Raw genomic sequence first — 12,460 nt, forward strand, 5'->3', positions numbered from 1 at the left:
ACGAAAGCGTAAATTTAACAGCTTTTAAACATAAATGAATTTCACTGGCGCTATGACGGCTTTTTTAGGTAAACCTCTACTATATTGTTACATTTTAACAGGATTGTTTTTTACTAAAACGCCTGCCGGCGCCAAATTTCACCCGCTGCATGTAAGCACTACCGATGTGAACTTTAACGCTAAAGACAGTCAGCTGGAAGTGATATGCACCATTTTTACAGACGATTTTGAGCTGGCGCTCGAAAAGCAATTCCATACCAAAGCCGACCTGTCCAAGCCCGATATGCACGCCGCGATGGATGCCCTGGTGAAAAATTACATTAACGGCCACCTGCAATTAAAAACAAGCCCCGCGGCGTTACCCCTGTCGTACCTTGGGTTCGAGATAAACCGGGAGGCAGTAAACGTGTACCTGGAATCGGGCAAGATCGCTACTCCTAAAAAAATTGACGCGCAGGTAACCCTGCTGCAAAGCCTGTATGCCGACCAGTTGAACATTGTACACATGACGGTTAACGGCACCCGCAAAAGCACCCGCCTTGATGCGCCGGAAAAAACAGTAACGCAAACTTTTTAGCGATACGCCACCCACAAAAATATTCTATATTTGCCCCAATATTGTTCTCGTAGTTCAATGGATAGAATTATGGCCTCCGAAGCCGTCGATATGAGTTCGAATCTCATCGAGAACACAAAAAGCCGCCTTAATTATTTAGGGCGGCTTTTTTATCTACCTAACAAGGCACGAATAAGTTGCTCATTTTATAAGCATTCCAGTTCCTGCTGTTTAAATGGATTTTTAAGCTGCTGCCTGATATTATCCGTAATTAGCGACTCCCATTCAGCTGAGCATTTAAGCGCTTTGTTCAGGGTGATTTCGCTATCAGCAAATTGCCTGTAAAAAGGGATACTGTAAATCGCCCTGCCACGGCCATCCAGTAATTCAAGGCTTACGGAACGCACATCGCGGCCATTCATTTTCTTTAGCGTATAGCACCGCGAAACCTCGTCGAGGTTTATTTGTTCGGGCGTATCTTCGTCTGTGGCAACTAAAAGCACCCGGTTTTCTTCGTCCCAACCCAGCAAAATACTGTTGATCATTCCGTAGCGTGACAAGTTGCGACCATATATACGGGCAGCTTCTTTTAGCCTGTCTATCATTTCGGCTTCCCTTTTCTTCTTTATTCGCCTGTTGATAGCGATAAACGGCAATACCGTTAGTGCCAATAAGGCGCTTACCACCAGGGTGTTTTCTATTATTTGTTTCATAGGTTAAAAATTAAGTGTACAATTCATTTTAATATTCAGGCATTCTGTACCACGTCCAGTATTTCAAACGTCATGATGCCACCGGGCATCTGCCAATCAACCAATGCTCCCTTGCGATACCCCAGCAAAGCGATTGACAAAGGTGCCAGCGCCGACATTTTATGCTGCCTGATATCTGCCTCATGCGGCTCTACAATACTGAAAGCATAATGCTTACCGCTAAGCACTTCTTTAAATTGGATGGCCGCGCTAAGGCATACCACATCATCGGGTAACTGATCCTTAGGTATTATACTGGCCGAAGCAAGTTCGTCCGTAAGCTTTTTTAAATTGTAATTAGAAAGGTTTCCATGATTACAATGCTTTTTTAACAGTTCATGCTCTTTTGCAGGCATGATCAAATATTGCGTTTTCATATCTGGATGGATTAGTGATTAGTAGTTAGTTGGCAGCGCTTATCGGCTCCTGCTCAACCGCCTGTTGCTGTTGTGTTGCGCAGGCTGTTATCAACTGCATAGTAGCCGCCAGCGTATTTTGGTGAAAGGCAGTTACCGAAGCCACTTTACTGTTTGTTGTTGACCTGATAAGCCCGCGGGCAGCAGCAAGCGACACCTGAAAAGGACGTACGCTATAGCAGGCATGGGCGCCATACCCAATTGCCCGCAATATATCCCGTTCTTTTGCCAGATCGCCCGAGGCAATAACCTTGGTTGGTAAGGCTTGCGCATCAATTGCAAGCCGTGCTGCGTTTATAGCGGCGAATAACGCGTCTACATCACCATCGCCAGGGGCGCTTTCTATGGTCACAAAATCAAGGTAAACCACGTTTGATGCCATTACATGGCAAAGCCTTGCAACCAACTCATGATCTGCCACCGCCAGGCATACACCTGTAGGTTTACCACCCGACAGCACTTTGATCCGCTCCAGGAAAGTGATAAGGCAGTTCAAAGAGCTTTCTGAAATATCGGGTGAAAAGTGCGCCGCTTTTAACTTAACTTCTATCATTTTGATATATGGCCGGGTTGCCGCCTTCCCGAATACTGCTTCATTGAACGATCCGTCGGGGTTTCTGTAAAGTGCTTCCAGGCGGTCTATCCGCCATACCAGGTCGCTGCCGCCCCTGAGCAATTCGGGCACAATACCCACAACACCTGTATTTATGGCACAATCATTCCCTTTCGCGCTGCGCGACAGCGCCAGCAATGAGCCTTTGTTGGGCACATCAACGTTTGATAAGCCAATGTTTAACAGGTTCATACGATAGGGCATGCGGCAATTGCCCATGCCTATCTCGGTAAAAAGCATATTGCCGGCTATCTGCAGGGTAGTTTCGCCGCATTGCACGGAGCTATAGCCGAAATCAAAAACGCTTTCCTCGCCGCCGGTATTACTTAACGGCACGCGTGTTTGCGACCGCCCGATAACCGTGCGCAGGTCAGCATCAGAAAAAAGGGAATAGCCGGCTAAGCCGTTTTGCTTTTGAAGCAACCGCTTGTGCAGCCAAAACTGGGCAATTGCCATCAACATACCCGAAAGGGTACACCAAAGATTATCGAAAATAAGGCCTGCGATAACAAGGCCGGCATTTATTAAAAAAAGCAGGACAAAACCTATACCTGCCCAAGTACGGGGTGCAGCAAAATTCATAAGTAAGTTTTAAAAAGGAAATAAAAACGTTCGCTTTGACAAACGGCCCCAAAACCAAAAATGGCTGGGGCTTACTTAATAAAGTCCTTACTTGTTTTTAAGAAAGCGTAACTGAGCTTTAAGCCGGTGAGTACAGCACCGGGCATAGCATTGCTTGTCCGCAAAATAATTGCAGGAACAGGTTTTGCTATATGCGATGCCAATTGTGCGGGCTTCATGCGTGCCGGGGTTGAACATATTGAACGATAATGCTGATACTTTATTGTCGTAAACTCAAAATCCTCTATTGTTTACCAACTACATGATTTAAAATGATATGCGAAGCGATTTTTGTTTTAACTGTATTACTGACTATTATTGTAAAGTCGAATTCAGTTAACCAAACGCTAAACTCTTTATGAAGACCAGATTTGCCCTTGCCGTGTTGTTAGCCTTTAGTATAAATGCAATAGCACAAAATAACAATACTTCGATCGCCGCCTACACGCAGGCTAAAGCACCTTTGCGCCAAAACCCTTACATTGAACTGCCCCTTGGCGCGATAAAACCCCAGGGATGGCTAAGGGAAATGCTGGTACGACAAAAGACCGGCGCCACAGGTAACCTGGATAAACTTTACCCGCTGGTAATGGGTAAACGTAACGGCTGGCTCGGCGGCGACGGCGACCTTTGGGAACGCGGCCCCTACTGGATTGACGGTTTGGTTCCACTGGCTTACCTTTTACAAGATAAAGAACTTATAGCCAAGGTGCAGCCATGGATAGAATGGAGCCTGAAAAGCCAGCGGGCAGATGGATACTTCGGCCCGTCGAAAGACCTGGGGCCGGAGGCTGGCATACAGCGCGATAACGCGCAGGACTGGTGGCCCAAAATGGTGATGCTTAAAGTAATGCAGCAATATTACTCGGCTACGGGCGATAAGCGGATCATCCCATTCATGACCAGATATTTTAAGTACCAGCTACAGGAACTGCCAAAAAATCACCTGGACCACTGGACGTTTTGGGCACGCTACCGCGGCGGGGATAACCTGGCTATGGTTTACTGGTTGTACAACAAAACCGGTGATAAATTCCTGCTCGACCTGGGCGAACTGCTGCATAAACAGACATTTGACTATATAAACGCCTTCCTGAACACCGAAATGATGCTGACCGATGGAAGCATCCACGGCGTTAACCTTGCCGAAGGCATGAAAGAACCTATAATTTATTATCAGCGACACCCGGAAGCGAAATATGCCGACGCTATGATCAAAGGATTTGCCGATATGCGTAAATACAACGAATCGGTGCCGGGTATGTTTGGCGGAGATGAATCGCTGCATGGCAATAACCCTACCCAGGGCTCGGAACTGTGCAGCGCTGTAGAAATGATGTACACGCTCGAAAACACGCTATCCATCACCGGCGATGTAAATTATGCCGATCATCTCGAAAAAGTTGCCTTTAACGTATTGCCCACACAAATAGACGAAAACTTTATTGGCCGCCAGTATTTCCAGCAAGCTAACCAGGTGATGATCACAAGAGGTGTCCGTAATTTCGACATTAACCACGATGGCACCGACCTTTGTTACGGCATACTTACGGGATATGCCTGCTGCACATCAAACATGCACCAGGGCTGGCCAAAATTCGCCCAGAACCTTTGGTATGCTACACCTGACAAAGGTTTGGCCGCGCTGGTTTACTCGGCCAGCGAAGTAAAGGCGTTTGTAGCTGATAACACCCCGGTAACCTTTAAAGAGGAAACAAATTATCCTTTTAATGAAACTATTAAATTCACCTTTGGCAGTAAAAAAGCGGTGGCGTTCCCGCTTAGCTTGCGGGTACCGGCATGGTGCACCAAGGCTACGGTAAAAATAAACGGTAAAGTACAGCAGCTGGCCAGTGCCGGCCAGGTTATCAAACTTAGCCGCGAGTGGAAACCCGGCGATGTGGTTGAACTTACCCTGCCCATGCATGTATTTAAAAACACCGGCTATGAAAACTCTGTTTCGATACAGCGGGGGCCCATTGTTTATGCCTTAAAAATTGGCGAAGAGGTAAAACAGGTAAAAAACACCGTTGATGCCGATGTATATGGCGATAGCTATACCGAAATACGCCCTACTACCCCCTGGAACTATGGCCTGATCAAAACTGCCGATAATAAATTGGATGAGAACTATAAGGTTGAAGATGTAAAAGCAGTTAGCAGTTATCCCTGGAGCCAGGCAAACGCCCCAATCCAGCTAAAAACCAAGGGCAGGCGTATTCCGTCGTGGCAATTGTATAATAATATGGCCGGGCCGCTGCCCTTTAGCACAATATGGAACTTTGAGACCGCAAAAGAGGAAGAAGAGCTAACGCTGATACCCTATGGCTGCACACGCTTACGCATTTCGCAGTTCCCGCTGATCGAGAAAAGGTAGATACATTAGGGTAACCGATTTAATGTTCTACCTTTACCCGCACACATGGAAGAACGAAAATATCTAACAACCTGGAGAAAATACATCCCGGTTATACGCCTGCACCTGAAAAGAAGCCTCAACGAAGATCAAAGTTTTAAGCTTAACATCACCGATTTTGAATCGGCGGGCGACAGGGGGAAATCTGGTTATACCTTTAGCCTTGCTATAGAAAACGGTAAGGTAACCAACAACATCAGCGGCTCGGCTGTGGCGCGCGATCTGTACGAAGCCTTAAAAGCCGACGACGCCATCAACGAGATGATGCGGGATAAAAATATTAAAATAAGCGTAGGTAAATCGTTTGTATTAAGCATAAAAACCACACACATATCAGCATTTAAATAGGCCGTATCATCCCAATAAAAGCCATCAACTGTTTAGCTGATGGCTTTTTTACATAACTGCAGGCTTATTTTTGCAAAGCAGGCTGCAGGTGCGTACTAATGGCAATGCGGTTCCACGCGTTTATGGTTATCGCGGCCATTATTACCTGGTTTACATATTTATCGCCTAAAATCTCTACGGCTTTGTTATACGTATCATCGGATACGCCGCCTTTGCTTATTAAAGTTACCTCTTCTGTTAAAGTAAGTATAGCCTGCTCCTTTTCATTAAAAAATGGGGTGTCGCGCCATGCTCGCAAAGTATAAATGCGCTGCTCGGTCTCGCCCATTTTGCGTGCGTCCCGGCTATGCATATCAAGGCAATAAGCGCAGCCGTTTATCTGCGATGCGCGCAATTTTATCAATTCTTTATGGATGGGGTCAAGTTCGGTGCCATTAACGTAATTTTCTAAAGCGCTCATGGCTTTGTAAGCATCAGGCAGGGTCTGTAATAAATTTGTCCTTTTCATTGTCTTTTGTTTTTTGTCAACACAAAGTTGCAGACAAACGACCCGTAAAAAAATGAACTGAGGTTAAGAAATTACCCCCTGCCCCCCTGAAGGGGGAAGTTAATTAGCATCAATATTAAAAAACTCCCCCTTCAGGGGGCTGGGGGGCTTTTTTGGCTCTTATCCGGCTTAAAAACTGCGGGGTAAAACCCAGGTATGATGCCAGCATGTATTGAGGCACACGCTGCACAAAATCAGGAAAGAGCCCGATAAAATACCGGTACCTCTCTTCGTCGGTTTGGTTAAACAAAAAACCGATACGCCTTTGCGACGCGATAAATGCCCGCTGCATTGTTAGCCTGAAGTAAGTTTCCAGCTTCGGTATCTTTTCAAGCAAGGGGCCTTTGTCTTTATTATGCAGCAGCAGTACCTCTGATGCTTCGATGGTTTGGATATAAGTGCCGGCAGGCACATGGTTAACAATGCTATCATGATCGGCAATCCACCAGTTCTCTAAAGCAAACTGCACTATCTGCTCGTTCAGTTTAGCATTAACATAGTATTGCCTTAGTAAACCGCTCAGTACAAAATATTCCCCTTTACAATGGCGGCCGGGCTCCAGGATAATTTGCTTTTTATTAAATTTCAGCAATTCCATCGTCTCGCACAGCAGGTGTTCTTCGGCAGGGGTTAGCTGCACCTGGCGCTTTACATGGGCAAGCAGTTGCGGATACATCCCGCTAAAATAATAATTTGCGTTTATTTATTACCGGTATTACCGCGGTATAACATTTAATTACGGTTTATGGCAGTTTAAAAGCAAACCTGAACTTCGCATTTTTATTGGTTTGTGTTTGGTCGGTAATGGTTTCGCCGTTTACCTTTACAAAGGTATGTAAACTGCTTGTCGGCGTTGTTTTGGGCAATTCAACATCAACGGTAAAATAACAGCTTTTGCCCGATGGCAGCTCTACCGTGTAATCTAACCTGCCGGTGTAAAGTTTTTCTATATGCTGGGTGTTATCCTTATCGGTATAGCTAATGGTTGCAGTAGTTCCCTGGGGGATATCGGTCATGTACTCAACCTGGTAAGTGTCTTTTTTAGCGAGGCTAAGCTCTCCGCGATTCATGTCATATACATTGTAACTACAGCTGGCGGCCAGTATAGCAATAACAAAAAGGCACAGGTGTTTTTTCATATATAATTAGCGCTTTAATATTAAACGGATCGATGTATTCGTGTAAAAGACGTACCGATCCGTTAAAAGGTGTCAAAAAATGTTGATTATTTTAATGCATCTGCTGCATACGCACGGCATTTTTTTACCTCTGCTACTGCATCAGAGCCGGCAGGTAAATTATACTCCAATTCGATAGTGGCCGGGAACTTATACTTGTTTTTTTTCATCAGCTGCAGCACCTCGTTAATGGGTGTATCGCCCTGGCCCCACGGCGCGTTCGGCCCATTGTTAAACTTGCGGTCTTTGATGTGCATGCTGGTGATACGATCATGATACTTTTCAATAAAAGGTATGGGGCTGCTGCTGGTACCCGCAGTATAATGGCCAATATCCAGGTTTATAGCATTGTATTTTGACTGCGCGAGCGCGGCATCCCAAAGAGTTGGCGTAGCCTGTGTATGGGCATGGTAGCCTACCAGCATTTTATGTTTAGCGGCCAGGTCGCCCAGGCGTTTGGTCTGTGCCTCGTCGGGCAGCTCAACGGTAACGTGGTTGCAGCCAAGCGCCTTGCCGGCATTAAAAGCATACTCAATTTCGGCGTCGGTATTTTTAGCGCCAAGCGCGTTTGGTTTCCACGCGTAAATAGTAACACCGGCATCGTTATACATCTTACGCAAGTCTTTAAATTTATCCATAGTTACGCCTGCACGCCATTCGGCCATTTGGGGGGCAAAGTCTGTCCAGCTTTGGCCTTGCCCGCGTTTTGGCGCACCTGCATAAGCCTCGGCGGCATCGCCCATCAGCTCAATCGCGTTAATGTTACAGTCAACGCAATATTTCAGCAGATCCTCAGCGGTGTCCGGCATGCTGCGGAACGAGTAAGTGATCACCCCTATCTGCACCCCATTTATTACAGAATTCGGTTTTACTGCCCCGCTTACGGCCGTTTTGGCCAATGAGGCTTTTGAAAGGAAGAGTATACTTGTTGCCGCTAAGGCTCCGGTGCCAATAAACTGGCGCCTGCTAATGGTTTGCTTTTTCATGGTAACCGGTTTGATGTGTTGGTTGATAGTAAAGTTATCAAATTATAACATGCATCAAACGTTGTGTTAAAAAAGTTTTATTTTTCAGTATGTCCTTTACAATCATTAATAGATTGGAATTCAAGATTAAACAAAAGAACGTATGTTTGTAGAACAAATAAAATATGCCAAATCTTTTATCACCAATTATTCAGAAGCAATCAATCCAATTGTGTGATGGTAAAATTTTAACGGACAGCGCAGGTATTGAGACAATTCAACATTTCTACAATCAAGCAAAATTATTTCATGACATCACTATAGAGATTGGCATGAAAAAAATGGAATGGATTGATGGCAATATGAGTGCTGTACTTGGATCTGCATTATATCAATTAAAAAAAACCAATAATTTAAGATTTATCGTTAACTTTCAAGATGTACAGGCAAAGTTTAAAATCCTTTTTGAGAACGGCTTGATTAGCATTAAAGGCATAAATAAGGTTGGCAATGGGAATAGTAGCACTATCCCATTGAAAATGTTCGCTCCAGATGATAAAGATGGATTTGTAGATTACGTATTGAATGAGTTATTAGTTCATTCCGAAATGCCAAAATTTTCTGAGAGCGTTAAAAACTATTTACTTGAGGATTTAGCTGAATTATGTGGAAATATAAATCTTCATTCTCAAAATACTATTGATCCATTTTTTGTGTGCGGGCAATATTTTAGAGGGAAAAAACAAATAATTTTTACTGTAACAGATTTAGGTAAAGGTTTTTTACCAAAGATATCTTTAATCGACCATACTGTAAATAATGATAGGGAAGCCATTCAATGGGCAGTTAATGGAAATTCATCTAAGATAGATGCGCCAGGGGGAATCCATCTTTTTAGAATGAAAAACTTCATGCAAAAAAATGAAGGACAAATTCACATAATAAGCGGAAGTGCTTATTACAACTCTGAATCAGAGGATAAAGAACAGGCGAATGGTTGCATAACTAAAACATCGCAAAATTTTATGGGAAGCACCGTACATTTAATTTTCAACAAAAAAGTACTTACTTCAAAGAAATAATAATTTGTATATTTGTCACCCTTATATTAATTTATTTTCAAATCAAACATTTATATGTTTTTTTTATTTAAATTAGGTAACTTTTAATCAGTAATGTAATGAGTATAAAAATCGTCGAAGTCATCAATAGCAGAAACGCAATGTTTCATCCTGATGGATTGAAACTATATACTGCAATTATTAATGAATTAAATAATGGTGCTAAAAAAGTACAGGTTGATTTTTCAGATATTATGGTGCTGACAACACAATTTCTTAATGCTTCTTTTGGAAAATTAATGATGGAAAAAGGGATGGTATATTTTTATGATAAAGTTGATGTGATATCTACCGATCATCTTAAAACATATAATGAGAAGTTCAATTGGGTTGTAGATAACATAAAAAATAAAGATTCATATAAACCTTTTCTAAACATGGCGCTTAGCTAATGAGTTTTACAGTTACAAATCTTAAACTGCACCCTACTCCTCTAAATTGCTTTTATATTTTTGATACTAATATTTTACTTTATTTATTAGGCTTACCAAGTAACGAACCCTTTGTTACAGAATATTTAACCTTTTTTATGAGTGTATATGGATTAAGCGAGATTGATCCTTCTTGTAAAATCATTTTACCCCAAGTTCAAATAAGCGAAACTTTTAATAGGTTACTAAGATACGAAAGTGACACTCGATATCATAACTCCGTATACAATGGGCGTAAGGGTTGGAGCCCATCCAAATTTTATAAAGAGATATTTCGCCCTTCAACTGACTTCGAAATCACTTTCAATAAATATAAAAGTGAATGGGAAATTTATGAATCAATCTTTGTGCTAAGAAATTCATCTATTCATCAAACAATCGGAGAGTCATTAACTTTCGATCTAAAAAAGTTAGACCTTAATGATAATTACATTTTGCTTACAGCTAAAGAATATAATGCTTTGATAGTTACGCATGACGCCGATTTTTATAACCAAGGCGTGAGTATTGTAACGATGCTGCCAAAAATGATTAATCAACACCAAAGTTCCTTAATAAAATTGAATGTCAAAAATTCTTAATTATTAAGCCCGCGCCTGCGGCAGCAGTATCTCAAAATTGGCCCCGTTGCCCGGTTGCGAATAAATATGCAAAGTACCGTTCAAGGTATCTACCAGGTGTTTAACCAAAGCAAGGCCGAAGCCATAACCCTGTTCGCCTAGTGTGCCGCTTGTAGACCCGGCCCTACCTTGCAGTATCGTATCTATTGCATCCTGGTTAAGGCCAATACCGGTGTCGGTTACCCTTATTTTCAACAGGTTGTGGCTTTCCTCAATCTCCAGGCTCAGATCAACCATTACCTTACCGTTAACCGGGGTAAACTTCATGGCGTTTGATATCAGGTTACCCGTTATTTGCAACAGCTTATTTTTTGAGAATGGTACGGTTGCAGAATTTGCCGAGGTGTTTACGATAAACATTATCTTTTTATTGATAGCCTGCGGAGTATACAACTTTTGCAGTTTGTCTTTAAACACAATTAGGTTAAACTCGTCGGCTTTCAGGTCTGGCGCGGGTTTATCTGAAGTTAATATCTCATCGGCAAGTTCAAGTAACGACCGGCCGCTGCGCTGTATCAGCTCAATAAATTCAAGCACCTCGTCAATTTCATTCTCTTTCCCCTGTTCGCTGATCACCTGCGCCAGGCCGATAATGCCCCCTAAAGGGCCGCGTATATCGTGCGCTACCTTCTTTTTTGTTTCGTTGGCTTCGTGCAACTTGGTTTTTAAACCAGTAATTACCCGGTGTACGTTCAAGCGGTTTACAATCTCGCCGGCAATAATTTTCAGTAGCTCCTCCTTTTCGGGCGAGAGCGTTTTAACGCTTTTATCAAGCATGCAAAGCGCGCCCAGGTTATGCCCATCGTCGGTTGTTAACGGTATACCATAATAATAACGCAGGCTTGGGTCATCCGCAACGTAAAACTTGTCTTTAAACCGTTCGTCGGCTCTCAGGTCCGGCACCTCAAAGTGCCCGCCATTCCCGGCTATAGTGTACTGGCAAACCGAGTCTTCGCGCGGCATTTGCTCAATATCCAGCCCGTGATTGGTAATGGTCCACTGGGTGTACGAATCTATAAGGTTAATAAGTGATATTTCGGTACCCGCAACTTTTGCGGCTAATTTAGCCAGGTCCTTAAAATTTTCCTGGAAACTGGTGTAATCAAGGTCATAATCGGCAAGGCTGATGACCCTCTCCATTTCGTTTTTGGGAATAGGTTGCTTCTGCATAGATAAATTTGGATCGGTACTAATTACTTTATTGGCGTGTAATTAGTAAAAATTATTCCAAAAATTTCCGGTTATTCCCCATAGTTTTAAAAAAAAGCGGAGCTCTGTTTAACAGAACTCCACCCGATAGCTATGTTTAGCCGGTTAAGGTGCAACTATAACCGTTGCAGTTGCCATAGTACTATGAAAAGTGCAGTGGTAAGTATAAGTACCGGCGGTAGCAAATGTGTGCGAAAATTTGCCGCCGGCATTTATGGTGCCGCTATCAAAACCACCGTTATTATCAGTTACGGTGTGGGGCGTGGCATCTGAATTTTTCCATTGCACCGTTTGCCCCGGCTTTATCGTTACCGAGCCGGAACCAAAAGCAAAGTCTTTTATCGTAACGGTGGCATCGGCCGTTGTTGGGGGAGGATTTTGCTGGTTGTTACCCGGGGGCGTGGGTGTATTGCCGCTATCTGATTTTGAACAGGCGGCAACTGCGATGATCATAACAGCTATCATAAACGATATGCCTAAAAGGTACTTTTTCATGTTGAATAGTTTTAGTGTTTAATAAGGTTACGGGCACATTTGATTGATGGTTGCTTCAATGCAAATTGTTTGCGCAGGCAAGAGATAAGCAACTGATTGCTAGCACGATAATTTCAAAGGGGGATGGCAGGCGCTGGCGTTGATTCTAACAAAAGTGTAATAATTAACTAAC

The 12,460-nt window shown here is 43.3% G+C and carries 15 protein-coding genes and 1 tRNA gene; 7 read left to right on the plus strand and 9 right to left on the minus strand.

The genetic code is table 11. The features are described from left to right. Positions 1 to 34: 34 nt before the first annotated feature. Complete coding sequence (locus GWR56_RS20165; protein ID WP_162432992.1) at positions 35 to 577, plus strand: DUF6702 family protein; 543 nt, start codon at positions 35 to 37, stop codon at positions 575 to 577. 43 nt (positions 578 to 620) lie between these two features. Further along, positions 621 to 692, plus strand: a tRNA-Arg gene (locus GWR56_RS20170). A gap of 70 nt (positions 693 to 762) precedes the next feature. Here the strand turns inward: GWR56_RS20170 and GWR56_RS20175 are convergent. The 3 genes from GWR56_RS20175 to GWR56_RS20185 are packed head-to-tail and all read right to left on the minus strand — an operon-like array spanning position 763 to position 2,919. Then, positions 763 to 1,269: a hypothetical protein gene (locus tag GWR56_RS20175; RefSeq protein WP_162432993.1), complete on the minus strand. Its 507-nt coding sequence runs from the start codon at positions 1,267 to 1,269 to the stop codon at positions 763 to 765. A gap of 35 nt (positions 1,270 to 1,304) precedes the next feature. Further along, a complete protein-coding gene (locus GWR56_RS20180; protein WP_162432994.1) occupies positions 1,305 to 1,685 on the minus strand; it encodes a GreA/GreB family elongation factor in 381 nt (126 codons plus the stop codon). 25 nt (positions 1,686 to 1,710) lie between these two features. Further along, entirely contained in the window at positions 1,711 to 2,919 is a 1,209-nt protein-coding gene (locus tag GWR56_RS20185; RefSeq protein WP_162432995.1) for a hypothetical protein, read from the minus strand. Positions 2,920 to 3,316: 397 nt separating this feature from the next. On the opposite strand from GWR56_RS20185, the gene GWR56_RS20190 reads away from it, so the two are divergent. Continuing rightward, positions 3,317 to 5,335 (plus strand): beta-L-arabinofuranosidase domain-containing protein, encoded by a 2,019-nt coding sequence (locus tag GWR56_RS20190; protein WP_162432996.1) that lies wholly within the window; start codon positions 3,317 to 3,319, stop codon positions 5,333 to 5,335. 45 nt (positions 5,336 to 5,380) lie between these two features. Next, on the plus strand, positions 5,381 to 5,722 hold the full coding sequence (locus tag GWR56_RS20195) for a hypothetical protein (RefSeq protein WP_162432997.1): 342 nt from the start codon (positions 5,381 to 5,383) through the stop codon (positions 5,720 to 5,722). A 64-nt stretch (positions 5,723 to 5,786) separates the two neighbouring features. Here the strand turns inward: GWR56_RS20195 and GWR56_RS20200 are convergent, their stop codons facing one another. The 4 genes from GWR56_RS20200 to GWR56_RS20215 all read right to left on the minus strand — a co-directional run bounded on the left by GWR56_RS20200 (position 5,787) and on the right by GWR56_RS20215 (position 8,433). Next, positions 5,787 to 6,230 carry a carboxymuconolactone decarboxylase family protein gene (locus GWR56_RS20200; protein WP_162432998.1) on the minus strand — a complete coding sequence of 148 codons (444 nt, stop codon included), beginning with the start codon at positions 6,228 to 6,230 and terminating at the stop codon, positions 5,787 to 5,789. A gap of 115 nt (positions 6,231 to 6,345) precedes the next feature. After that, complete coding sequence (locus GWR56_RS20205; protein ID WP_162432999.1) at positions 6,346 to 6,945, minus strand: Crp/Fnr family transcriptional regulator; 600 nt, start codon at positions 6,943 to 6,945, stop codon at positions 6,346 to 6,348. Positions 6,946 to 7,012: 67 nt separating this feature from the next. Then, positions 7,013 to 7,408, minus strand: a complete 396-nt coding sequence (locus GWR56_RS20210) for a hypothetical protein (RefSeq protein ID WP_162433000.1) — start codon at positions 7,406 to 7,408, stop codon at positions 7,013 to 7,015. Positions 7,409 to 7,494: 86 nt separating this feature from the next. Further along, positions 7,495 to 8,433 carry a sugar phosphate isomerase/epimerase gene (locus GWR56_RS20215; protein WP_162433001.1) on the minus strand — a complete coding sequence of 313 codons (939 nt, stop codon included), beginning with the start codon at positions 8,431 to 8,433 and terminating at the stop codon, positions 7,495 to 7,497. Between the two features lie 164 nt (positions 8,434 to 8,597). Here GWR56_RS20215 and GWR56_RS20220 point away from each other — a divergent pair, with 164 nt between their 5' ends. The 3 genes from GWR56_RS20220 (at position 8,598) to GWR56_RS20230 (ending at position 10,545) form a co-directional block, all read left to right on the plus strand. Then, positions 8,598 to 9,494, plus strand: a complete 897-nt coding sequence (locus GWR56_RS20220; RefSeq protein ID WP_162433002.1) for a hypothetical protein — start codon at positions 8,598 to 8,600, stop codon at positions 9,492 to 9,494. 98 nt (positions 9,495 to 9,592) lie between these two features. Beyond that, positions 9,593 to 9,925 (plus strand): STAS-like domain-containing protein, encoded by a 333-nt coding sequence (locus GWR56_RS20225; RefSeq protein WP_162433003.1) that lies wholly within the window; start codon positions 9,593 to 9,595, stop codon positions 9,923 to 9,925. Then, positions 9,925 to 10,545: a type II toxin-antitoxin system VapC family toxin gene (locus GWR56_RS20230; protein ID WP_162433004.1), complete on the plus strand. Its 621-nt coding sequence runs from the start codon at positions 9,925 to 9,927 to the stop codon at positions 10,543 to 10,545. Before GWR56_RS20225 ends, GWR56_RS20230 begins: the two co-directional genes overlap by 1 nt. 3 nt (positions 10,546 to 10,548) lie before the next feature. Here the strand turns inward: GWR56_RS20230 and GWR56_RS20235 are convergent, their stop codons facing one another. Next, complete coding sequence (locus GWR56_RS20235) at positions 10,549 to 11,754, minus strand: GAF domain-containing sensor histidine kinase (RefSeq protein ID WP_162433005.1); 1,206 nt, start codon at positions 11,752 to 11,754, stop codon at positions 10,549 to 10,551. A 144-nt stretch (positions 11,755 to 11,898) separates the two neighbouring features. After that, on the minus strand, positions 11,899 to 12,288 hold the full coding sequence (locus GWR56_RS20240; protein WP_162433006.1) for a plastocyanin/azurin family copper-binding protein: 390 nt from the start codon (positions 12,286 to 12,288) through the stop codon (positions 11,899 to 11,901). Positions 12,289 to 12,460: the final 172 nt, after the last annotated feature.

It is taken from the genome of Mucilaginibacter sp. 14171R-50, assembly GCF_010093045.1.
GTDB lineage: Bacteria > Bacteroidota > Bacteroidia > Sphingobacteriales > Sphingobacteriaceae > Mucilaginibacter.

Bases quoted from the DNA above. Each gene is read 5' to 3' on its own strand.
- GWR56_RS20165 (WP_162432992.1), top strand. From the start codon at position 35: ATGAATTTCACTGGCGCTATGACGGCTTTTTTAGGTAAACCTCTACTA.
- GWR56_RS20175 (WP_162432993.1), bottom strand. From the start codon at position 1,269: ATGAAACAAATAATAGAAAACACCCTGGTGGTAAGCGCCTTATTGGCA.
- GWR56_RS20180 (WP_162432994.1), bottom strand. From the start codon at position 1,685: ATGAAAACGCAATATTTGATCATGCCTGCAAAAGAGCATGAACTGTTA.
- GWR56_RS20185 (WP_162432995.1), bottom strand. From the start codon at position 2,919: ATGAATTTTGCTGCACCCCGTACTTGGGCAGGTATAGGTTTTGTCCTG.
- GWR56_RS20190 (WP_162432996.1), top strand. From the start codon at position 3,317: ATGAAGACCAGATTTGCCCTTGCCGTGTTGTTAGCCTTTAGTATAAAT.
- GWR56_RS20195 (WP_162432997.1), top strand. From the start codon at position 5,381: ATGGAAGAACGAAAATATCTAACAACCTGGAGAAAATACATCCCGGTT.
- GWR56_RS20200 (WP_162432998.1), bottom strand. From the start codon at position 6,230: ATGAAAAGGACAAATTTATTACAGACCCTGCCTGATGCTTACAAAGCC.
- GWR56_RS20205 (WP_162432999.1), bottom strand. From the start codon at position 6,945: ATGTATCCGCAACTGCTTGCCCATGTAAAGCGCCAGGTGCAGCTAACC.
- GWR56_RS20210 (WP_162433000.1), bottom strand. From the start codon at position 7,408: ATGAAAAAACACCTGTGCCTTTTTGTTATTGCTATACTGGCCGCCAGC.
- GWR56_RS20215 (WP_162433001.1), bottom strand. From the start codon at position 8,433: ATGAAAAAGCAAACCATTAGCAGGCGCCAGTTTATTGGCACCGGAGCC.
- GWR56_RS20220 (WP_162433002.1), top strand. From the start codon at position 8,598: ATGCCAAATCTTTTATCACCAATTATTCAGAAGCAATCAATCCAATTG.
- GWR56_RS20225 (WP_162433003.1), top strand. From the start codon at position 9,593: ATGAGTATAAAAATCGTCGAAGTCATCAATAGCAGAAACGCAATGTTT.
- GWR56_RS20230 (WP_162433004.1), top strand. From the start codon at position 9,925: ATGAGTTTTACAGTTACAAATCTTAAACTGCACCCTACTCCTCTAAAT.
- GWR56_RS20235 (WP_162433005.1), bottom strand. From the start codon at position 11,754: ATGCAGAAGCAACCTATTCCCAAAAACGAAATGGAGAGGGTCATCAGC.
- GWR56_RS20240 (WP_162433006.1), bottom strand. From the start codon at position 12,288: ATGAAAAAGTACCTTTTAGGCATATCGTTTATGATAGCTGTTATGATC.